Below are 20627 nucleotides of genomic sequence, written 5' to 3'. Positions count from 1 at the left end.
GCCAGACATTTATTTTTCTGCCGATTTTGCAACCGCCTCTTCAATATCCTCTTTTATGAATATCCATTCCTTACTTTTCAGACAAATCGGATCAAAATCGTTGTCAGCCGCTGAAAACTGTGTGAAATTTTTGCGGATGAGCGGTTCATCATGTGTCCATTCAAAACGTTGCTGATGCAAAGCGATCATATTATTAATGGTAAATCGGCCTAACAATTCGTGTAGGTCCCAAAAATCTTTTTTTCTGCCGCCGCGTTGTACTATGTCTACCTTCATGGCTATTATCTCCTCTATGGTCGCCATTCTTACGCCCTCTTCTTCTTTTGCTGGTTGAAAAAATGGATCCATAGTATAGTACAGATCCAGCTTTACAACCTCAATTGGATTACCTCCAACCAGGTAAGATCTTCCAAGGCCGGGGTTACCACCAAATTCGCCTTCAACATATGGATAATTAAGTTTTAGATAATCCTCAATCGCATCAAAGTCAACGCTGCCATAGTCACTATCGGTAAACATATCAATATCTACAGACATTCTGTGCCCCAGTTGCAAGCTAAGCGCTGTTCCGCCAACAAGCCGAAAGTCGCTTAACTCCTCGGCCTTCATTAACTTAAGCAATGTTTCCTTTAACAAGCTATCAACGGTGTTCCAATAAATCATAATTATATCTGGTTATGATCCATAATATTTAGCCTGCCCTCATCATCACTACCTATGGCGGCACTTACTTGTTTCTTCCCGTAAAATCGGATCATCTCTTGCCGTTCATGCTCATTACCCCTTTCGAACACGCGTTTTATAACGGCTTGCTGTTGTTTTCGCCAATCGATTTTATCCATGTCTGTGTCCCAGAAAATAGCTCGCCTCAAGATCCTCAGATCGGGATGGTCGTTTAATTTTACCTTCTGCTTTTCTTTATTGATCTCATAATAGGCCTGGAGAATTAACATCGTACCTTCCTCCATTTGCAAAGCATCATCTATCTTTAATGATAGGGCGGGTGTTAAACCTCTTCTGCCTTTGGTTATTTCATTTAAAATTTGAGGATATTCTTTTAGAGAAAGGGCAAACGGCCCCTTTCTGATATTCCTTTTTTTAAGTTCCCGCTCTAATATTAAACCGGGATGAATCCCTTTATATTTTTCTATTAACGACATCACAAGAGCAAATGTAAACAAATTTGTTTATTCAAAAATATTTATAAAAAAATCACCCACAAAAAAAGCCCGGCATAACCGGGCTTCCATATTTAAAAGGAGGACGTTTACACGCCTAATAACAATCTCGTAGGGTCTTCCAGTAATTGTTTAACGCGTACCAGGAAGCTTACCGATTCGCGGCCATCAATGATGCGGTGATCATAAGACAGGGCAAGGTACATCATCGGGCGGATCACCACTTGTCCGTTTACGGCAACAGGGCGCTCTATAATGTTGTGCATACCTAATATGGCACTCTGTGGTGAGTTGATGATCGGGGTAGACATCATGGAACCAAATACACCACCATTGGTGATGGTGAAGGTACCGCCTGTCATCTCGTCGATAGTCAGTTTGCTTTCGCGGGCTTTGCCTGCTAAAACAACAATGGCTTTTTCAATTTCGGCAAGGCTCATGCTCTCCGCGTTGCGGATAACGGGAACAACCAAACCTTTTGGTGCAGATACAGCGATAGAGATATCTGCAAAGTTGCTGTAAACCACTTCTTCGCCTTCTATACGTGCGCCAACAGCCGGCCACTCTTTAAGGGCCTCCGTAACTGCTTTGGTAAAGAACGACATGAAGCCTAAGCCTACGCCATGCTTCTCTTTGAATTTATCTTTGTATTTGCCACGCAGTTCCATAATTGGCGACATGTCCACTTCGTTAAAAGTAGTTAACATCGCGGTTTCATTTTTCACAGCAACCAAACGCCTTGCTACGGTTTTACGCAGAGAAGACATTTTTTCGCGGCGATCTGAACGCGGACCAACTGGTGCAGAAGATGCGGCGGCAGGGGCAGCAGGTTTTGCGGCCGGAACAGGTGCAGCAGGTGCAGGTTTTTGTGCCGATAAAGCATCACCTTTGGTAATGCGGCCATCAACGCCGGTACCGTTTACAGATGCGGTATCAACGCCTTTTTCGGCTAATATTTTTGCAGCGGCAGGCGATGGCACACCCGATGCATAAGTTGTTCCTTTTGATGGAGCAGTTTGTGGTGATTCGTTAACCGCATCGGCAACTGCAGGGGTTACGGCGGTAGCACCTCGGGGTGCTTCACTGCCACCACCTTCAATAGTACAAACAACAGCGCCAATGGGAAGGGTATCGCCTTCATTGGCTATAGTTTTTAGCGTTCCTGCTTTTTCGGCAGTAAGCTCAAATGTTGCTTTATCTGATTCCAGTTCGGCAATGGCTTCATCCATTTCAACGACATCACCGTCTTTTTTGATCCAGCGCGAAAGGGTTACTTCTGTAATAGATTCACCTACCGTTGGCACCTTTATTTCCAACAATGATGGTGCAGCAGCCGGGGCCGGTGCGCTTGCAGGAGCAGCCGCAGGGGCTTCTTCTTTAGCGGCAACAGGTGCGGCAGGTGCTTTATCGGCAGCAGTTGCAGCAGCGCCGGAGCCTTCTTCTATAATAGCAACTACGGCTCCAATAGGCAATACATCGCCTTCTGCAGCTTTGGTGGTTAAAGTCCCGGCTTTTTCTGCGGTAAGTTCAAAAGTTGCCTTGTCTGATTCCAGCTCGGCTATTACTTCGTCCATTTCCACATGGTCGCCGTCTTTTTTCTTCCAGGCAGATAATGTCACTTCGGTTATGGATTCGCCTACCGGCGGAACTTTTATTTCTAAACTCATGTTATTTAGTTATGTGTTTTTGAGTTGTGAGTATTGAGTTTTTATATCGCGCATTAATATCGGTATAAGTAATAAAGAAGTGTTATGATACTCATAACTCAACACTCACTACTTAAAACTAATACCTCAATCCGCCCCGGCGTTAGCCATTTTTTCGGTTGTTTTTTTTATAGCTGCTTTTACCGCTTTACCGGCAGGGGTATCAAATGCCTTGGTAACAATGTGGGCCTGCTGCGCGGCGTGTTGTTTGGCAAAACCGGTAGCCGTGCTACTCCCCTCTAAACGAGAGATCACCTTCATGTTAAAATGCTTATCGCCATGGAATTTACGGCAAATGTATGGCCAAGCGCCCATGTTCTCCGGCTCTTCCTGCACCCAAATAAATTCGGTTGCTTTTTCGTATTTGGCTTTTATTTTGATGATCTGCTGTATAGGTGTCGGGTACAATTGCTCTACACGAACAATGGCCACATCCTTGCGTTTGTCTACCTGTTGTTTCTCCAGCAGGTCGTAATAAACCTTACCCGTACACAGCAGCACGCGTTTTACTTTCTTAATATCAGCATAGGTATCGTCTATCAGTTCCTGGAATTTACCGCTGGTAAAATCGCTTATAGGCGATACGCATTTAGGGCTGCGTAATAAACTTTTAGGTGTAAAAATGATGAGTGGCTTGCGAAAATCGCGGTGCATCTGCCTCCTTAATATGTGGAAGAAGTTTGCAGGCGTGGTGCAATTAGCCACCTGGATGTTATCATCGGCGCAAAGCTCCAGGAAGCGTTCTACACGTGCAGAGGAGTGCTCAGGGCCCTGGCCTTCGTAACCATGCGGCAGCAACATTACTAAACCATTACCACGCTGCCATTTTGTTTCGGCACTGGCAATGTACTGGTCAACGATAATCTGCGCGCCGTTAAAGAAATCGCCAAACTGCGCTTCCCAAATGGTTAACGCATTAGGGTTTGCCATGGCGTAACCGTATTCAAAACCCAATACGCCGTATTCCGACAGTAAAGAGTTGAAAATGCTTAGCCTTGTTTCTTCATTAATAGTGCCAAGCGGGGTGTATTCGTCTTCGCTATCAGCCAGCGTTAATACTGCGTGGCGGTGCGAGAAGGTACCGCGTTTAACGTCCTCACCGCTCAGCCGCACCGGGAAACCTTCTTTCAACAAGGTTCCGTAAGCAAGCAATTCGCCCATGGCCCAGTCAAATACGCCGGTTTTGTTCACCATGGCGTTGCGGTCTTCAAATAATTTCTCAATTTTTTTGAAGAACTGTTTATCTGTTGGCAATACGGTTAATTTATTGCCAATCGCTATGATATCTTCTTTTGGTACAGCAGTATCAATTGCCGAGATCAATTCTTTATGATTAGCCAGGTGCAACCCGCTCCATGCGCCTTCAAACATGGCTATGGTATCGGTAAAGCGGTCTTCGGCTTTAGATTCATCCAGCATTCCCTGCAATTCGGCACGGAAATCTTTCTCTAACGTTTTTACAAATGACTCGTCTACAGAACCTTCCGCGATGAGTTTTTTGCTGTAGATCTGCAGTGGGTTAGGGTGTGCCTCAATGGCTTTATACAATACCGGCTGGGTGAATTTTGGTTCATCAGCCTCGTTGTGGCCGTAGCGGCGGTAACAAAGGATATCGATAAACACATCCTCGTTAAATACCTGCCTGTACTCCATGGCCAGGTTTATTACATATACCAATGCCTCCACATCATCGCCATTTACGTGAAAAACGGGCGAAAGCACAGTTTTAGCAACGTCGGTACAATAAGTGCTCGAGCGGGCGTCCTTATAGTTGGTGGTAAAACCTATCTGGTTATTAATAACCAAATGCACGGTGCCGCCTGTGCGGTAACCATCCAGTTTTTCCATCTGCAATACCTCGTACACAATGCCCTGGCCTGCTACAGAAGCATCGCCATGGATAAGTATCGGGGCAATTTTAGAGTGGTCGCCGTTGTATTTAAAATCTATTTTAGAGCGGGTGATACCTTCCACAACCGGGTCTACCGCCTCTAAGTGCGATGGATTGGGGCAAAGGCTTAAGTGAACATTTTTACCGCTTTTTGTTTTAATATCTGTAGAGAAACCAAGGTGGTACTTTACGTCGCCACCAAATGGTGATTCCGAATCGTAGTTCTTGCCCTCAAACTCAGAGAACACCTCTTTATAGGTTTTCTCCATGATGTTGGTAAGCACATTTAAACGACCGCGGTGAGCCATACCAATGATGAACTCCTGTATGCCCAGTTCCGAACCTTGTTTGATAACCGAATCAAGCGCGGGGATCAAAGATTCGGCACCTTCCAGTGAGAAACGTTTTTGACCTAGGAATTTTGTACCGAGGAAGTTTTCAAAAACAACGGCCTCGTTGAGTTTCGAAAGCATCATCTTCTTTTCTTCGATGCTGAAGTTTGGCGTGTTACGTTTGGTCTCCATCCTGTCCTCAAACCATTTTAGTTTGATAGGGTTGCGGATGTAGCGGTATTCGGCACCAATGGCGCGGCAGTAAGTATCTTCTAACAACTGGCGGATATCGCGCAGTTTGGCGGGGCCTATGCCAACTTCAACACCTGCGTTAAATACGGTATCCATGTCTGCTTCGCTCAGGCCGAAAGTTTCCAGTTCTTTACCGGGGAAATATTGGCGGCGTTCGCGCACCGGGTTTGTTTTGGTGAACAAATGGCCACGGGTACGGTAGCCATCTATCATGTTCATTACGTTGATCTCCTTCAGCAGGTTTTCGGGCATAACGCTACCTGTTGCTGTAGGTGCAGCCGCTTTTGCAGGCTGCGATTCTTTACCAAAATCAAAGCCTTCAAAAAACTTTTGCCAACCAAAATCTACCGATTCGGGGTCTTGTTTATACGATTCGTAAAGAGAGTCGATGTAGGCAGCGTTTCCGCTATCAATATAATTTAGGCGATCCATGAGAAACCATTCTTGTAAAACGGTACAAAATTAAGCATAATAGTACAATATGCCCCAAATTATATGTTATAACTTTGTAACTAAAGTGCACTTCACCAGCTAAATTTTTCTTTTTGCAATAAATTCCTCTCTCCTATAGTTTGTATAAGCCGCTCCCGATTTATTATATTTAACCATTAATAAATTTTGCCCGTGAATAAAAAAATCAACAAAACGCACAGTGAACTGGCGGCACCTGGCCTGTGCGCATCATGTGGCACGGTAGTTAACGATAAGTTTTGCGGCACCTGCGGCGAAAAGCAGGTAGACGCGCACGATTTCGCCCTGAAGCATTACGTAGAAGAATCGGTTGAAGGGATCACCCATTTTGACAACAAGTTTTTTCGCACGGCCAAAACACTCATCACAAAACCCGGGCTGCTCACGGCCGATTTCTCTAAAGGCAAAAGGATAACCTATCTCAAACCCTTCCAGTTGTTTATCACCTGCAACATCCTTTTCTTTTTTTTGGCGGGAAGCCTTAATATATTTTCGCAACCACTTTACAGCTTTTACGCGTACGACCCATACGTATCCTTTCACACCAAAGAAACCATTTTACAAAAGGCACACAACGATGCGGAATTTACCACCCTTGCCGCCACTTTTAACGGAAAGGTAGGCACCGAATCTAAACTATACATCGCCCTGTTCATCCCCACGCTGGCCTTGGTTTTCGCGCTCATCTTCTTCAACACTAAAAGATACTTTACCGAACACCTGGTGTTTGCCACGCATTACTTCTCCTTCATCCTCATCTATTTTACCCTGTTCACTTTATTGGTGATCAAACCTTTTTACTGGTTTACACACCTGGAGTTTTCCAGCACGTTTGATACCATCACATCCGTGATCAATATGGCTGTCTTTGGCACATACTTCACCATTGCTGCAAAAAGATTTTACAAGGTGGGCGGTTACCATGCCTTTTCGGGCGCGGTGATAACTACGGTAATGTTTGTTGGGATATTAACCGGGTACCGGCTACTGATATTCTATAAATTAATGTGGACGATGCACTAATCTTAATGCATCAGTTTGTGCAGGTAGCTGCGCACATAGCCCAATCCCTCGAACAGCACAGCCAGCAGGCCGATAATGATGGTGAATTGTTCGAAGGAGTTCATATACAAATATATACGATTGGATTGATATTTTATTGCTTTGTTACGCCGATACGGGTAACCAGGTGCTGATAAAATCGCTCTTGCTGTCCAGCTGATTGGCGGGTTTGGCAGCGTTAAAGTAACGGTTGCTTTTGGTATCGTTACCTACACCGGCAACAAATGCCCAGTTACCCCAGTTACTTGCCGGCGAATAATCTATCAGTTTTTCTTCAAAATAAAGTGCGCCGCGAGTCCAGTCTACCTGTAACTCCTTGGTTAAATAAGTAGCCACAGCCTGGCGACTGTAATTGCTGATGTAGCCTGTGGCATTCAACTCGTGCATGGCGGCATCTATAAAAGGCACGCCCGTTTCGCCGGTTTTCCAATGCTCAAAAAGTTCATCCTGGTTACTGGCGGGTTGGGGAGCTTCATCATTAAAACCTTCCGCACGGAAATACTTTTGTCCATGCTTTTTAAACATAAAGCGAAAATAATCGCGCCAGAGTAATTCCAGCATTAAGGCATCAGCATTTTGCAGCGTGCCGCGGTGCTTTACCACCTCCCAGTACACCTGCCTTGGCGATACGCAGCCCAGCGCCAGCCACGGCGATAAGCACGAGGCGATACCGCCGGTATTTTTGCCTGTCTTTTGCCCACAATTGTGCTGGCTGATAAAATATTGCTCCAGGCGGTTTAAGGCCTCTGTTTCGCCGCCTATAAAGTGGTTGGTTGCGCGGGTGTCGTCAATAGGTTCGGGTACGCCCAAGTCGGCCAGGGTTGGCAGTTCGCCCGCGTCGGTAATTTCCGGTATCAAAATCTGCTCCGGTGAGGTTACGCACTGGCGCACATTGCTATCGCGCTCCACCTTCTTTTTAAAGGTGACAAAACTATCGGGAATATCTTTTATAGGGAAGGGCAGATCCTCTTTATGGTACATGGTATGCCCGATGAAATGCCTGAGATTTAGCTTCATTTTCCATAAAGCTGCTTCCACTTTTTCAGACACATCGGTTTCTTCGGGTGCAACCTCGCGGTGATGGTAAACTTCGCTGATCTGGTATTCTTCGGCCAATTGGGTAAGTACTTCGGCAGGGTCTCCGGTGCGGATGAGCAGTTCGGCACCAAACTGTTGCAGGTTGGCGCGCAGGTCGGCGACCGACTCCAGCAAAAACCTCGCCCTGAAACTGCCTGTTTTTAAAACACCAGAAGCGCTGGTTTTAAAGTAATATGGATCAAAAACATATACCGGCAATACTTTATCAGCCCTGCGTATGGCTTCAGATAATATTTCATTATCGTGTATCCGCAAGTCATTCCTAAACCAAACCAGTATCGTCTTTTCACCCATATGAACACCTAATCTAAACTTATTTAGATTAATTACAAAAATGGTAATTATTTATTTGTTCGGCACCTGTCGCTGCAATATTTGACATCATCCCAACATTTAGCCCACTTTTTACGCCAGCTAAAAGGCTTTTTGCAGCATTGGCAAATTTTTGACGGAAGGGTTTGTTTGTTGCCTTTATGCATTAAATTATCTGTTTAAAAACTCTAACTAATTCAAGCCAAAGTAGTTTTAATGCCATTAAATCACGCTTACAACACTTCTTTATAACACAAGCATGATATTTGCGTATATAATAAATGGTAACTTTAACTCATAAAATCAACCCGATATGGCAACTACCGAAAGTATCCAGAAAGCATATATAGATTTTGTGTTGACCGAAGGCGCGCAGCCAAAATCGGTTTACATTTTTGCCAAGAAGAATAAAATGGCTGAAGAGGAATTTTATAAGTTCTTTGGTTCGTTTGATGCCGTGGAGCAAAGCGTTTGGACCGACCTTACCCGAAAAACCATGGCAGAGATACGCGCACAGGAAGTGTGGCTTCAATATTCCTCACGCGAAAAAGCGCTGTCCTTCTTCTACAGTTTTTTCGAACTCTTGAAGAGCAGCCGCAGCTTTGCCGTTTACAGTATTAAAAAACAACGCGGCCTGGGAACGCCAAAAGTATTGGAGCCCACTAAAGACATCTTCGAAGAGTTTGCCGACGGCATTTTAAGCGAAGGCATAGAAACCCAGGAACTAACCGACCGCAAATTTTTTAGTAAACGCTATAAAGATGCACTTTGGATCCAGTTTGGTTTTGTGCTTAATTTTTGGATCAACGACGACTCCGCCGGGTTTGAGAAAACCGATGAAGCTATAGAAAAAGGCATCAACGTAACGTTCGACCTATTCCAGCGCTCGCCCATTGATAACCTGTTTGAGTACGGTAAGTTTTTGGCCAAGAACGGCGGCATAAAAGAGAAAATGGGATTTTAGAAAGCCTCAGCCCAACCCCTTTCTAAAGGAAAGGGACTAAAAATATAAATGAGCGATAAACAAGACCCAAACTATAACGGCAAAGTCCTCTCCTCCGGAGAGATTTTAGATGAGGCTCCCAAGGCTTCCTTCGCTGCCATATTTGATATGGATGGCACCCTGATAGATAATACGCCGTTCCATTACAAAGCCTGGCAATTACTTTTTAAAAAGTACAACATGCCCGAGCTTAGCCGCGAAACTTATAAGGGCGAAATAAGCGGTGTCCCTATTGCCAATACCGTCAGGCGTTACTTTGCCGATGCGGATGAAAACCTGATTAAAACCATAGCCCACGAAAAGCAGGCCTTTTACCAGCAGGAATTTCTACCCTACCTAAAACCCATAAACGGACTGGAAAATTTCCTGGCCGAACTAAAGGATGGGGGGGTTAAAATGGCGGTTGCTACCTCGTCTGACATGGCGGATGTTGATTTTATTTTTGACACCATCCCCATTCGTCAGTATTTTGATGCCATTATAACCGGCGATATGGTAAACGAACCTAAACCAAGTCCGCAGATATTTTTAAAAGCTGCCGAACAACTAAACGCCCGCCCCGAAAACTGCCTCGTTTTTGAGGATTCGACAGCCGGGCTTAAGGCCGGCAAGGATGCAGGCATGAAGGTTGTAGGTATTACCACCGCCCACCCTACAGAAACCGTTGCAAAAGCAGCCCGCCTGGTAATAAACGATTATGCCGGTATGAGCCTGCAAAAGTTGGCGGCATTATTTGATGAATAAATTATGAGCGATAACACCCCAAAAGAGCAAAACAGTATCCCCACCAGTAAGGTAGAGCGCAGCGCCAAGTTTGTAAAAACAGGCTTTAAAATTGGCGGTAACTATATTAAGCATTACTCCAAAAAACTCTTCAACCCGGAGATGGATAAATCAGAGTTGAATGAGGATAACGCGACGGACATTTACCAATCCCTTAGCGAGCTAAAGGGCAGCGCCCTCAAAGTAGCGCAAATGTTGAGTATGGATAAAAACCTGCTGCCGCAGGCCTATGTAGATAAATTTACGCAATCGCAATACAACGCGCCGCCGCTTTCGGGGCCGCTTATTGTGCAAACGTTTAAAAAATATTTTGGTAAAGAACCCGGGCAGATCTACGATAAGTTCAACATCCGCTCTACCAACGCGGCCTCTATTGGCCAAGTACACCAGGCCGAGCTAAAGGGCGAAAAGCTGGCCATAAAAATTCAGTACCCCGGCGTGGGCGATTCCATCTCGTCGGATCTTAAGCTCATCAAACCCTTCGCCTTCAGGATGCTGGGCATGAGCGAAAAGGAATTGAACATTTATATGATGGAGGTGGAAGAGCGCCTGCTGGAAGAAACAGACTATGAACTGGAAGTACGCCGGTCAATAGAGTTTTCTGAAGCCTGCGCCAATTTGGATAACGTGGTATTCCCCAAATACTATCCAAAACTTTCCAGCAAGCGCATTATTACCATGGATTGGCTGGAAGGCAAACACCTTCGCGAGTTTTTGGCCACCAACCCATCGCAGGAGTTGCGCGATCAGATAGGCCAGGCGCTATGGGATTTTTACAACTTTCAGCAGCACGAGCTGCGTGCAGTACACGCCGACCCGCACCCCGGCAATTTCATGATAACGCCCGATGGTAAACTGGGCGTGATAGATTTTGGCTGTATCAAAGTAATGCCCGAAGATTTTTATTACCCATTTTTCGCGCTTACCTCCACTAATTTATTCGAAAGTAAAGAAGATACCATTAAGGCCTTCCGTAAGCTGGAGATGATATTGCCTAACGATACCCCTACGCAGATTGAATTTTATTACACCATGTTTAAGCAAATGATAGGCTTGTTTGCTAAACCGTATATCACCAGCGAATTTGATTTTGGCGAAAAAGCCTTTTTTCATGAACTATTCGGCTTTGGCGAAAAGATATCCAAAATGCCCGAATTTAAGCAAGCCCGCGGTGTAAAGCATTTTATATACGTAAACCGCACCAATTTCGGCCTGTACAATATCCTCCATGAACTAAAGGCACGCGTAAAAACAGATACTTATAAGCCACATGTGGAAGTACTCGTATAAATTATAACAGATGCGCTATGGGTATGATCGTACTAAGAGTTAAGGTTTGTATAAACTATATATAGTTTACTATCGCTACCAATGATAAGGCGAACGTTGCTATCCAGCTGATAACAGATTTTACATACCAGGCCTCAATTTCGGCAACGCGGCCGGTGCCGGCAAACGATTTTGATTTATGGTTGCAATAAAAACCGTAGGTGATCAGGCCCGTCATAACCAGGGCGAAAAAACAAATGAGTAACTTCTGAAAATCATTTGTTAACATATTAGTGCTGATGATCGGTATGATATACGTGCGGTTGTCAAAAATAGGTTTATTCATTTTCCGAATAGCACACTTTTTTATTTTATTAAGCAAAAATTTTACCAAAATCGCAGAAACACGCTTTTTGGAAGCACCATGCTTAAAAGTGTTGGTTATACGTAAATAATCATCCCAGTGTTATGTTAAATTGGGGAATTGCGGAACAGGTTGGGGCGGTTTTTGCAAAGCAGGTGTTTTATTTTCATCTTAGATGCATAAATATTTAATCCATGCTTTTAGAGAATACATTCACCCACCATGTACATTTTTGGCTGACCAATAAGGCCGATAAAGATAAATTGATAGAAGGGTTAAAAACTCTCATACCTATACCACATATCCGCCAGATCCATATCGGCGTACCTGCAGAAACTTTCAGGGAAGTGATAGACCGTTCGTACGATGTATCGCTGCTGTTGCTTTTTGATTCGCCCGAGGCTCAGGAAGCCTACCAGGTAGATGCAACGCATCAAATTTTCGCTAACGAATATGCAAAGGTGCTGTGCAGTAAAGTAGTTGTACAGGATAGCGTGAACATTTGATAGGCGATGAAATAGGCGGCGCAATACAGTGCCTCTTATCCTTACTCCTTATACCTCTATGTAAAACAGCGGGCCGCTTTGCTTGTTGCATTAACACATGAAAATTTTACTTGCCGGCGCTAATGGGTATATAGGTACAAGGCTCATTCCCATATTGCTGGAAAAGGGTCATACCGTGGTATGCATGGTGCGCGACAAGCGCCGCTTTCACGAACAAAACGATTACAGCGAACGGGTTACCCTCCTCACCGGCGACCTGCTGAAGAAAGAAAGTATAGAGGCCATCCCGTCGGACGTCGACGCGGCCTGTTACCTGGTGCACTCCATGGCGCAGGCTGCTGATTTTGCAGCGCTGGAGGCGCTTTCGGCACATAATTTTGCGCAGGCGCTTAATAAAACAAACTGCAAGCAAGTAGTTTACCTCAGTGGAATAGTGAACGATACCGGGTTATCAGATCACCTCCGTTCGCGCAGGCATGTAGAAGATGTATTGAAGGAATGCAAAGCGGCCATAACCGTTTTAAGGGCGGCTATTATCATCGGCTCCGGCAGTTCGTCATTTGAAATTATCCGCGACCTAACAGAGAAGCTCCCCATCATGACTGTTCCACGCTGGGTATATACCAAAAGCCAGCCCATCGCCATCCGCGATGTACTGGGCTATTTAGAAGGTGTGCTGCTGAACGAAAATGCATTTGATAAAACATTTGATATTGGCGGGCCGGATGTCCTCAGCTTTAAACAAATGATGCTGGTTTACGCCAAAGTGCGTAAGCTAAAAAGGTATATTATTACCATTCCCTTCCTCTCGCCAAAAATATCATCGTATTGGCTGTACTTTGTTACTTCTACCAGTTATTCGCTTGCCCAAAGCCTGGTGGATAGCATGAAGAACGAAACCATTATGAAAAACCATGATATTGACGGCGTGGTAAAGCGGGATTGCCTGGGCTACGAAGAGGCGCTGCAACTTGCTTTTAAAAAGATAGAACAAAATTCCATTGTAAGCAGTTGGAAGGATGCCCTGAACAACGGCTACCTTACCTCGCGCTTTATGGACCAGATAAAAGTACCGCAGAACGGCACGCTGGAATATAAGGTAAAACAGCCCTTTCACCGCGACAGCGCAGATGTATTAAAAAACATTATGGCTATCGGCGGCAGCAGGGGCTGGTACTATTGGGACTGGATCTGGAGCATACGCGGTTTTTTGGATAAGCTTTTTGGCGGCGTGGGCAGCAGACGTGGGCGCACCAGCAACATCAGCGTTTCGCCCGGCGATGTGATAGATTTTTGGCGTGTTTTACTTGCCGATAAACTCAACAGCAGGCTATTGCTGTATGCCGAAATGAAATTGCCTGGAGAGGCCTGGCTGGAGTTTAAAATTATTGAACGCAACGGTAAAACTTTTCTCAGCCAGGTAGCTACCTTTAGGCCCCGCGGGCTTTGGGGCCGTATGTACTGGTACCTGATGTGGCCGTTTCACCTTTTTATATTTAAAGGGATGGCCCGGCGGATAGTGAATTTTGAAGAAGCTCAAAGATGATGCTTCATGGTTGATAGTTTATGGTTCATAGCCGAACCTTTACTATCAAACTTAGAAGCTTCCTATGAACTATCACCTATTAACCATGAACAATTTATAAATGAAAAAAAACATACTCATCACCGGCGGCTCGGGGCTTTTGGGGAAACAACTTACCGACGAATTACTGAGCAAGGGCCATACCGTAAACCATCTTAGCCGCACCAAAGGCAAAAACCCAAAGGTGAAAACCTTTTTGTGGGACGTAGACAAAGGGCAGATAGACGAGCATTGCATCGACGGGGTAGATACCATCATCCACCTCGCCGGCGCAGCCATTGCCGATAAACGCTGGACAGACGAGCGCAAGCGCGAGATTGTAGAAAGCCGCACCAAATCCATCGGCCTGGTTTACGAACTGATGAAGGCCAAAGCCAACCGCGTACACGCAGTTATCTCCGCATCGGGCGTGGGTTATTACAGCGATCGCGGTGATGTGTTGCTGACCGAAGAAAGCGAACCCGCGCATGATTTTATCGGCACCTGTTGCATAGACTGGGAAAACGCGGTAGACGAGGGTAGAGGACTGGGACTGCGGATACTAAAATTCCGCACCGGGGTTGTACTTACTACCGACGGCGGCGCGCTGCCGCAACTGGCAATGCCCATAAAATTTGGTATTGGTTCGCCCTTAGGCACTGGCAAACAATGGGTCCCCTGGATCCATCACCGCGATGTGGTAGACATGTACATGATGGGGCTCGATGATGAAAAACTAACGGGCGCTTACCTTATGGCTGCGCCAAACCCGGTAACCAATGCCTATTTAACCAACGCCGTTGCCAAACAGCTGAAACGCCCGCTTTGGGCCCCAAAAGTACCCGCGTTTTTAATAAAACTGCTTTTTGGCGAGATGGCTACCCTTGTATTGGGTAGTACCAGGACATCGGCACAAAAAATAATGGATGCCGGCTTCAAATTCAAATACCCTGATGTAACATCGGCATTGCAAGAAATTTATGGATAAAAATACACCTGTAACAATTTTCTGGTTCCGCCGCGATCTGCGTATAACGGATAATGCAGGGCTTTACCATGCCCTTAAAAGCGGCAACCCGGTTTTGCCCCTTTTTATTTTTGATAAAGAGATACTGGGCGAATTGGAAGATGAGGACGACGCGCGCGTAACTTTCATATATAATAAGATAGAGGATTTAAAGTCGGCTTTAAATACGCACCACAGCGACCTTGAAGTAGTATACGATACCCCCGAGTATGCTTTTACCAAACTGATAAAAGATCATAAAATTGCGGCGGTTTATACCAATCATGATTATGAACCCTACGCCGCAGCGCGCGACGGGGCCGTGAAACAATTATTAGCCAAACACAATATTGAGTTTAAAACCTTTAAAGACCAGGTAATATTTGAACGGGCAGAAGTGGTAAAAGATGATGGCAAGCCTTACACGGTTTTCACCCCATATAAAAACAAATGGCATCAAAAACTAAAGCCATTTTACCTGAAGGCCTACCCTAACGAACAGTACTTAAAAAACCTATATCTATTTAAAGCAACCGCCCTGCCGTCATTAACAACAATGGGCTTTACAAAAAGTGATGCAAAGTTTCCCGAAACAGGGTATGAAAAGTTTATTGCCGATTACGCGGAGAAGCGCGATTTCCCGGCGATAAAAGGCACATCGCATATTGGACTGCACCTGCGTTTTGGTACGGTGAGCATCAGGCAGTGCGCAACCGACGCGCACAAGGCGCACGAAAAAACATGGCTAAACGAACTGATATGGCGCGAGTTTTACATGATGGTGCTGCACCACTTCCCAAAAACAATGGATAACGCTTTTAAGCCCGATTACGACAACATTAAATGGATAAACAACGAGCAACAATTTAAAGCGTGGTGCGATGGCGAAACCGGTTACCCACTGGTAGATGCCGGGATGCGCGAGCTGAACACCACTGGCTACATGCATAACCGCGTACGCATGGTAGTGGCCTGTTTTTTAAGTAAGGACCTGCTGATAGACTGGCGCTGGGGCGAGCGCTACTTTGCCCGGAAATTGCTTGATTATGAAATGGCCAGCAATGTAGGCGGCTGGCAATGGGCGGCCGGCAGCGGTACCGATGCCGCACCGTATTTCCGTATTTTTAACCCGGAATCGCAGCTCAAAAAATTTGACCCGAAATTAGAATACGTAAAAAAATGGGTTCCGGAATATGCTGACCTCAGCAAATATCCAAAACCCATTGTCGACCATGCTTTTGCACGAGATCGTTGTTTAAAGGCTTTTAAAACAGCCTTAAGTTAATATTACTATAACTGCGTAACCGTAGTTATCTGAAACTCGAACCTAAGCGGCGCGAAAGATGGTATTGAGCTTCCCGTTGTCGGGAAGTTGCCATAACCTAATCCCGAAGGTAATAGCAACGATATAGAGGTCCCAACGGTAGCATGATCTTCCAACCCCTCTTTTACACCCTTAACCAAGCCGGAAAGGCCATCGCTTACTGTAGGAGTAAATACATAGGCGGTAGTTTTTGATGCTTCATCAAACACAACACCGTTTAATAATGCGCCTGTATAAGTAGAGGTTACGATGGATAGATCTTTGATCTCGCCAATAGCACCTGTACCCGGTGTAATTATTTTATAGTACAAACCCGAAGCTGTTTTAGTGTAGCCACTTAAAGTGTTAGCGGTAAGGTAATTACGTATCACCAGATCGTCATACGCAGGCTGATCATCAATTACATGCACATAATACTCAAGCGACTGGTTACCCGCTATACGGCTATTTACATTGGTAACACTACCGGTACCGTAACCGTCTTTACCATACGCAAGATGCGAGGGTATTAGCAGGCGCATACTTGCTCCCTTATATTTCAGCAGGTTAAATATGCCGGTTTGTAAGCCCTTTGGTAAACCATCCTGCGCCAAATGGCCCAGGTAATCGTAAAAGTGGTTAGATATGGTATCGATTGAGGCGTACTTACCATCAAAACTTTTCAGGGTAAAAACCAAAGCAAGCCTGTCAGAATATTCCACCTTGGGGCCGCTGCCCGGGTTTATGATCTTGTAATACATCCCGGTAGTATCGCCGCCAATGGTATCGCGGATAAAACCGGTAAGGCTGTTTGCTGCAATATAATTTTTGATCTGCTGTTCGTCGTATTCTTTTATAGTCGGGTCAACGGTATCTTTTCGGCAAGCGCTAAGGCCGGCTGCGGCGATCAGTAAAAAAGTAAAAATCTTTTGTTTCATCTAAAATTAGTTCGTTACATCTAAAAGTTGTATATCAAAATCAAGCACCGAATTTTCGGGTAAGCCTAAAGTTTGTTGAGGGTACGGGCCGTATGCATAACGCGACGGTAGCAACAATCGTACGGTGCCGCCTTTCTTAATTTGCGGTATCCCCAGTCGCCAGCCCCTTATCACTTCACCCAGCGTAAACGAGGGATGAAAATTGTTGCTTTGCGTAAACTCCTTGCCACTGGTTAATATTCTGCCTTTATAATCCACAGTTACCCTTGTGGAATTCGTGAACAGATTGCTTCCTTCGCCCGGGGCTATCACAATATAAAAAACGCCCGTGGTATCAATCCGCTTTGCAGTTGTGGTGAGGCCGTTAGCGGCGATATAATCCTCCACTATCTTATCATCAACAACGCCCTGCGCCCTTACTTCCTCCGCCACATCGAATCCTTTTTTACAAGAGGATAAGCCAGCGGCAAGTAATAATATGATCACCAGTAACCTGTTCATTCCTTTAATAATCTGCAAATTTATTGTTTTATATGGCAAAAACGGCAGCTTAACACTTTTTAACACTTGGAGGGTATAAATAAGCTTTGGTTTAAGGCTTATAGTTAATAGTGAGCTGGTTTATTTTTTTCAGAATCTCTGTTAAATACAGCTTATCTGCCTCGCTAATGTGGGCGTTAAGATAGTTATTGAACTGTTTCACCACATCTTTGGCCATCTGGCGTTTCTCTTTACCCAGATCTGTTAAAAATATTTTCACAGAGCGCTTATCACCTTTGTTAGACTGGCGGTAAATAAGCCCTGTTTCTTCCAGCTGATTAAGCATCCGCGAAAGGCTGGTAGATTTTAGGCCAAGCAAAGCAGCTGCCTGCGATACGGTAGTACCTTCTTCATCGATATTGATGAGCAGATAGCCTATAGATTGTGTAATGCCAAATTCCGTTACTATCTGGTTATACCGGTTAGCAACGGTTTGCCAAACGATCTTTAAGAAGTAATCAATTGTTTCCTGGTGTTTTACACTGCTTCGCATACGGCAACAAACTTAGTATTTTAGTCGATAGTCCATAGTCGATAGTCCATAGTTTTTTTCAGATATGCAAATATCTCCCACATGTTTAAACAAAACGATTGGACATATAAGATATTGTACCTTACCATCCATCACCATGGCCTATCGACCATTGACTATCGACTTCTTCACTACCACCCTAATTTAGTATCATCTCCTCTTGGGTCGGCCCCACCTTCGTAGTAGCCCCATTTGGTTTTCCGGATGCCATCTACCCGGCCTATCGATCCGCGTTTAGTAAACTTATAGCCCTTTTTTGTTAACTTATCTATGGTGAGGCTATCCAGGGCATCGGCTTCGGCACCCACTTCATCGGGCATCCATTGGTGATGAAAGCGCTTGGCTGATACCGCTCCCTGAATACTTTTATCAAACTCAATTACATTTAATATGGTTTGAAACACCGAGGTAATGATAGTAGCGCCGCCCGGAGTGCCTACCACCATGTACAGGTCGCCGTTCTTTTCTATAATAGTAGGCGTCATAGCCGATAGCATCCTTTTGTTGGGCTGAATGCTGTTTGCCTTGCCGCCAAGCAGGCCATACATGTTTGGCACGCCCGGCTTCGAGCTAAAATCATCCATCTCATTGTTCAGCAAAAAGCCCGCGCCACCTACAAACACATGCGAGCCGAAGGTATCGTTCAGCGTGGTAGTTATAGCAACCGCGTTCCCTTCTCTGTCCACTATGGAGAAGTGGGTGGTTTGGTCGCTTTCGTAACCCATAAATATGCCGGGTTGTATGCTCGCACTTGGCGTGGCGGCATTCCAGTTAAAGTTTGCCATCCGTTTAAGGAGGTATTGGGAGTTCAGCAGGCTATCTTTCGGCACTTTATAAAAATCCGGGTCGCCCAGGTATTTAGACCGGTCTGCATAGGCGCGGCGCTCGGCCTCCACCATCACCTGCACGGTAGAATCTTTATTAAAGCCCCATCTTTTTAGCGGGTATCTTTCGGCTATTTTCAATAGCTGCATCAATATTATACCACCGCTGCTGGGTGGCGGCATGGTAATAATTTTATAACCCTTGTAATTGCCGGTAATAGGTGCGCGCCATACCGAATGGTAATTCTGCAGATCGGCCTTGGTCATAATACCTTTACCGGTATTCATTTCAGCTACAATCAGGTCGGCAGTTTTGCCGCTGTAAAAACCATCACGGCCCTTATCGCGGATCAGTTCCAGCGTGTGGCCCAGGTCTTCCTGCACCATTATATCGCCTTCCTTCCAATCAACATCCTTCACCAGGTAATTTTTACCGGGGTTAAGTACTTTAAATTTCGCCTTGGCGCGGTTGATATCATTGGCTATCCTCGCGGTCATTTTAAATCCGTTCAGGGCCAGGTTTATAGCGGGTTGCAGCAAGTCGGCCCATTTTAATTTGCCGTATTTTTTATGCGCGGCCACCATGCCATCAACAGAACCCGGCACACCCGCCGCGAAATGGGTGTACAAGCTCATATTTGGTATTACGTTGCCTGCGCTGTCAAGGTACATGTTGGTACTGGCCTGCGCAGGTGCTTTTTCCCTAAAATCGAGCGTGTTTGTTTTGCCGGATGCCGAGCGGTAAACCATAAAGCCACCGCCGCCAATATTACCCGCCTGCGGGTGGGTAACCGCCAGTGCAAACTGTACCGCCACCGCGGCGTCTACGGCGTTACCTCCCTTTTTTAGTACATCCAACCCTGCCTGGGATGCATCCGGGTAGGCGCAAACAACCATACCGTTGCGGTATTGGCCGCTTACATTTTGCCCTAACTGCCCTTTTACACAGCCCGCCGTAAGGCATAAGAACAGGACTGCAGCGAATAGTTTATTGTATGTGGCAAATTTGCGGTTTATCATTGCGGGGGATATAATTTCTGCCAAATTAATCTATTTTGGGATAAAATTCCAGTCTCCAACCGTGTAATTTTCTTGTTGACAACCAGCCATATCAGGCAAAAAGCCACATTCATTTTGGCTAAATAAGCATAAAACCTCAATTATGCCGTTTATACGAAAACTATCATTATGAAAAAGATCTCCTTTATAGCATTTATTTTATGCTCGTTTTTACTCATCGCGAACCGAGCGCAGGCGCAGGATTATAAAACTGCCGTAGGCGTAAAATTCGGCGGTTATGAAAATGGCTTCTCGGTAAAACACTTTTTAGACGAGCGTACCGCGCTGGAAGGCATCCTGGGGATTCGCTCACATGGTGCCGTGCTTACCGGCCTTTACGAATTGCACCAACCCGCCTTTAACACCGCGGGATTAAAATTTTACTATGGCTTTGGTGCCCACCTGGGTTCTATCGGCAAAGGCAATTACAGGGGCTTTGGTAACGACCAATATTACGATGACAACCACATCCTTTTAGGTGCCGATGGTGTGCTTGGCCTTGAATATAAGATAGCCGACGCACCTATCGCCGTCAGTCTGGATCTTAACCCACGTTTAGAACTGGCTACCGGCCCGTTCTTTGACCTTGCGCCGGGACTGGGATTGAAGTATACTTTTTAAGCTCAGGCAACCT

20 protein-coding genes are annotated in these 20627 nt (G+C 45.4%); 9 read left to right on the top strand and 11 right to left on the bottom strand.

The genetic code is table 11. The features are described 5' to 3' along the window. Nucleotides 1–9: 9 nt before the first annotated feature. The 4 genes from EPL05_RS20085 to EPL05_RS20070 all read right to left on the bottom strand — a co-directional run bounded on the left by EPL05_RS20085 (nucleotide 10) and on the right by EPL05_RS20070 (nucleotide 5791). Nucleotides 10–609, bottom strand: a complete 600-nt coding sequence (locus EPL05_RS20085; protein WP_243837337.1) for a nucleotidyl transferase AbiEii/AbiGii toxin family protein — start codon at nucleotides 607–609, stop codon at nucleotides 10–12. 56 nt (nucleotides 610–665) lie between these two features. Continuing rightward, nucleotides 666–1160, bottom strand: coding sequence for a helix-turn-helix transcriptional regulator (locus EPL05_RS20080; protein ID WP_128535788.1), 495 nt, complete (start codon nucleotides 1158–1160; stop codon nucleotides 666–668). Nucleotides 1161–1267: 107 nt separating this feature from the next. Then, nucleotides 1268–2845 carry a 2-oxoglutarate dehydrogenase complex dihydrolipoyllysine-residue succinyltransferase gene (gene odhB, locus EPL05_RS20075; protein WP_128535787.1) on the bottom strand — a complete coding sequence of 526 codons (1578 nt, stop codon included), beginning with the start codon at nucleotides 2843–2845 and terminating at the stop codon, nucleotides 1268–1270. Nucleotides 2846–2971: 126 nt separating this feature from the next. Beyond that, complete coding sequence (locus EPL05_RS20070) at nucleotides 2972–5791, bottom strand: 2-oxoglutarate dehydrogenase E1 component (protein WP_128535786.1); 2820 nt, start codon at nucleotides 5789–5791, stop codon at nucleotides 2972–2974. Between the two features lie 192 nt (nucleotides 5792–5983). On the opposite strand from EPL05_RS20070, the gene EPL05_RS20065 reads away from it, so the two are divergent. Continuing rightward, nucleotides 5984–6853, top strand: a complete 870-nt coding sequence (locus EPL05_RS20065; protein ID WP_166727769.1) for a DUF3667 domain-containing protein — start codon at nucleotides 5984–5986, stop codon at nucleotides 6851–6853. A gap of 144 nt (nucleotides 6854–6997) precedes the next feature. Here the strand turns inward: EPL05_RS20065 and EPL05_RS20060 are convergent, their stop codons facing one another. Together EPL05_RS20060 and EPL05_RS20055 are read right to left on the bottom strand one after the other, a co-directional pair. Further along, entirely contained in the window at nucleotides 6998–8284 is a 1287-nt protein-coding gene (locus tag EPL05_RS20060) for a DASH family cryptochrome (protein ID WP_128535784.1), read from the bottom strand. 47 nt (nucleotides 8285–8331) lie between these two features. Beyond that, nucleotides 8332–8469, bottom strand: coding sequence for a DUF2256 domain-containing protein (locus EPL05_RS20055; protein ID WP_128535783.1), 138 nt, complete (start codon nucleotides 8467–8469; stop codon nucleotides 8332–8334). A gap of 146 nt (nucleotides 8470–8615) precedes the next feature. On the opposite strand from EPL05_RS20055, the gene EPL05_RS20050 reads away from it, so the two are divergent. The 3 genes from EPL05_RS20050 to EPL05_RS20040 are packed head-to-tail and all read left to right on the top strand — an operon-like array spanning nucleotide 8616 to nucleotide 11378. Beyond that, nucleotides 8616–9266, top strand: coding sequence for a TetR family transcriptional regulator C-terminal domain-containing protein (locus tag EPL05_RS20050; protein WP_128535782.1), 651 nt, complete (start codon nucleotides 8616–8618; stop codon nucleotides 9264–9266). Between the two features lie 48 nt (nucleotides 9267–9314). Then, nucleotides 9315–10049 carry an HAD family hydrolase gene (locus tag EPL05_RS20045; RefSeq protein ID WP_128535781.1) on the top strand — a complete coding sequence of 245 codons (735 nt, stop codon included), beginning with the start codon at nucleotides 9315–9317 and terminating at the stop codon, nucleotides 10047–10049. Between the two features lie 3 nt (nucleotides 10050–10052). Continuing rightward, nucleotides 10053–11378: an ABC1 kinase family protein gene (locus tag EPL05_RS20040; RefSeq protein WP_128535780.1), complete on the top strand. Its 1326-nt coding sequence runs from the start codon at nucleotides 10053–10055 to the stop codon at nucleotides 11376–11378. Nucleotides 11379–11433: 55 nt separating this feature from the next. Here EPL05_RS20040 and EPL05_RS20035 read toward each other — a convergent pair whose 3' ends face one another. Further along, a complete protein-coding gene (locus EPL05_RS20035) occupies nucleotides 11434–11703 on the bottom strand; it encodes a hypothetical protein (protein ID WP_128535779.1) in 270 nt (89 codons plus the stop codon). Nucleotides 11704–11915: 212 nt separating this feature from the next. On the opposite strand from EPL05_RS20035, the gene EPL05_RS20030 reads away from it, so the two are divergent. From EPL05_RS20030 to EPL05_RS20015, 4 genes are all read left to right on the top strand, one after another. Beyond that, nucleotides 11916–12227 (top strand): Dabb family protein, encoded by a 312-nt coding sequence (locus EPL05_RS20030; RefSeq protein WP_128535778.1) that lies wholly within the window; start codon nucleotides 11916–11918, stop codon nucleotides 12225–12227. A gap of 97 nt (nucleotides 12228–12324) precedes the next feature. Then, complete coding sequence (locus EPL05_RS20025) at nucleotides 12325–13773, top strand: SDR family oxidoreductase (RefSeq protein ID WP_128535777.1); 1449 nt, start codon at nucleotides 12325–12327, stop codon at nucleotides 13771–13773. A gap of 100 nt (nucleotides 13774–13873) precedes the next feature. Further along, nucleotides 13874–14779 (top strand): TIGR01777 family oxidoreductase, encoded by a 906-nt coding sequence (locus EPL05_RS20020; protein ID WP_128535776.1) that lies wholly within the window; start codon nucleotides 13874–13876, stop codon nucleotides 14777–14779. Next, a complete protein-coding gene (locus EPL05_RS20015; protein ID WP_128535775.1) occupies nucleotides 14772–16082 on the top strand; it encodes a cryptochrome/photolyase family protein in 1311 nt (436 codons plus the stop codon). Before EPL05_RS20020 ends, EPL05_RS20015 begins: the two co-directional genes overlap by 8 nt. A gap of 5 nt (nucleotides 16083–16087) precedes the next feature. Here EPL05_RS20015 and EPL05_RS20010 read toward each other — a convergent pair whose 3' ends face one another. The 4 genes from EPL05_RS20010 to ggt form a co-directional block, all read right to left on the bottom strand. Beyond that, nucleotides 16088–17038 carry an FKBP-type peptidyl-prolyl cis-trans isomerase gene (locus tag EPL05_RS20010; protein ID WP_128535774.1) on the bottom strand — a complete coding sequence of 317 codons (951 nt, stop codon included), beginning with the start codon at nucleotides 17036–17038 and terminating at the stop codon, nucleotides 16088–16090. A gap of 6 nt (nucleotides 17039–17044) precedes the next feature. Next, nucleotides 17045–17539: an FKBP-type peptidyl-prolyl cis-trans isomerase gene (locus EPL05_RS20005; protein WP_128535773.1), complete on the bottom strand. Its 495-nt coding sequence runs from the start codon at nucleotides 17537–17539 to the stop codon at nucleotides 17045–17047. 91 nt (nucleotides 17540–17630) lie between these two features. Then, the gene (locus EPL05_RS20000) at nucleotides 17631–18071 is read right to left on the bottom strand and encodes a MarR family winged helix-turn-helix transcriptional regulator (RefSeq protein WP_128535772.1); all 441 of its coding nucleotides are present in this window, start codon (nucleotides 18069–18071) and stop codon (nucleotides 17631–17633) included. A gap of 170 nt (nucleotides 18072–18241) precedes the next feature. Further along, nucleotides 18242–19954: a gamma-glutamyltransferase gene (gene ggt / locus EPL05_RS19995; RefSeq protein WP_128535771.1), complete on the bottom strand. Its 1713-nt coding sequence runs from the start codon at nucleotides 19952–19954 to the stop codon at nucleotides 18242–18244. Between the two features lie 168 nt (nucleotides 19955–20122). Between ggt and EPL05_RS19990 the strand changes: the two genes are divergently transcribed. Next, nucleotides 20123–20614, top strand: a complete 492-nt coding sequence (locus tag EPL05_RS19990) for a hypothetical protein (protein WP_128535770.1) — start codon at nucleotides 20123–20125, stop codon at nucleotides 20612–20614. Nucleotides 20615–20627: the final 13 nt, after the last annotated feature.

The sequence above is a fragment of the Mucilaginibacter gilvus genome (assembly GCF_004054195.1).
Lineage (GTDB): Bacteria > Bacteroidota > Bacteroidia > Sphingobacteriales > Sphingobacteriaceae > Mucilaginibacter > Mucilaginibacter gilvus.
The sequence above is the reverse complement of the archived record's forward strand: the minus strand, read 5'-3'. Positions and strand labels throughout refer to the sequence as shown.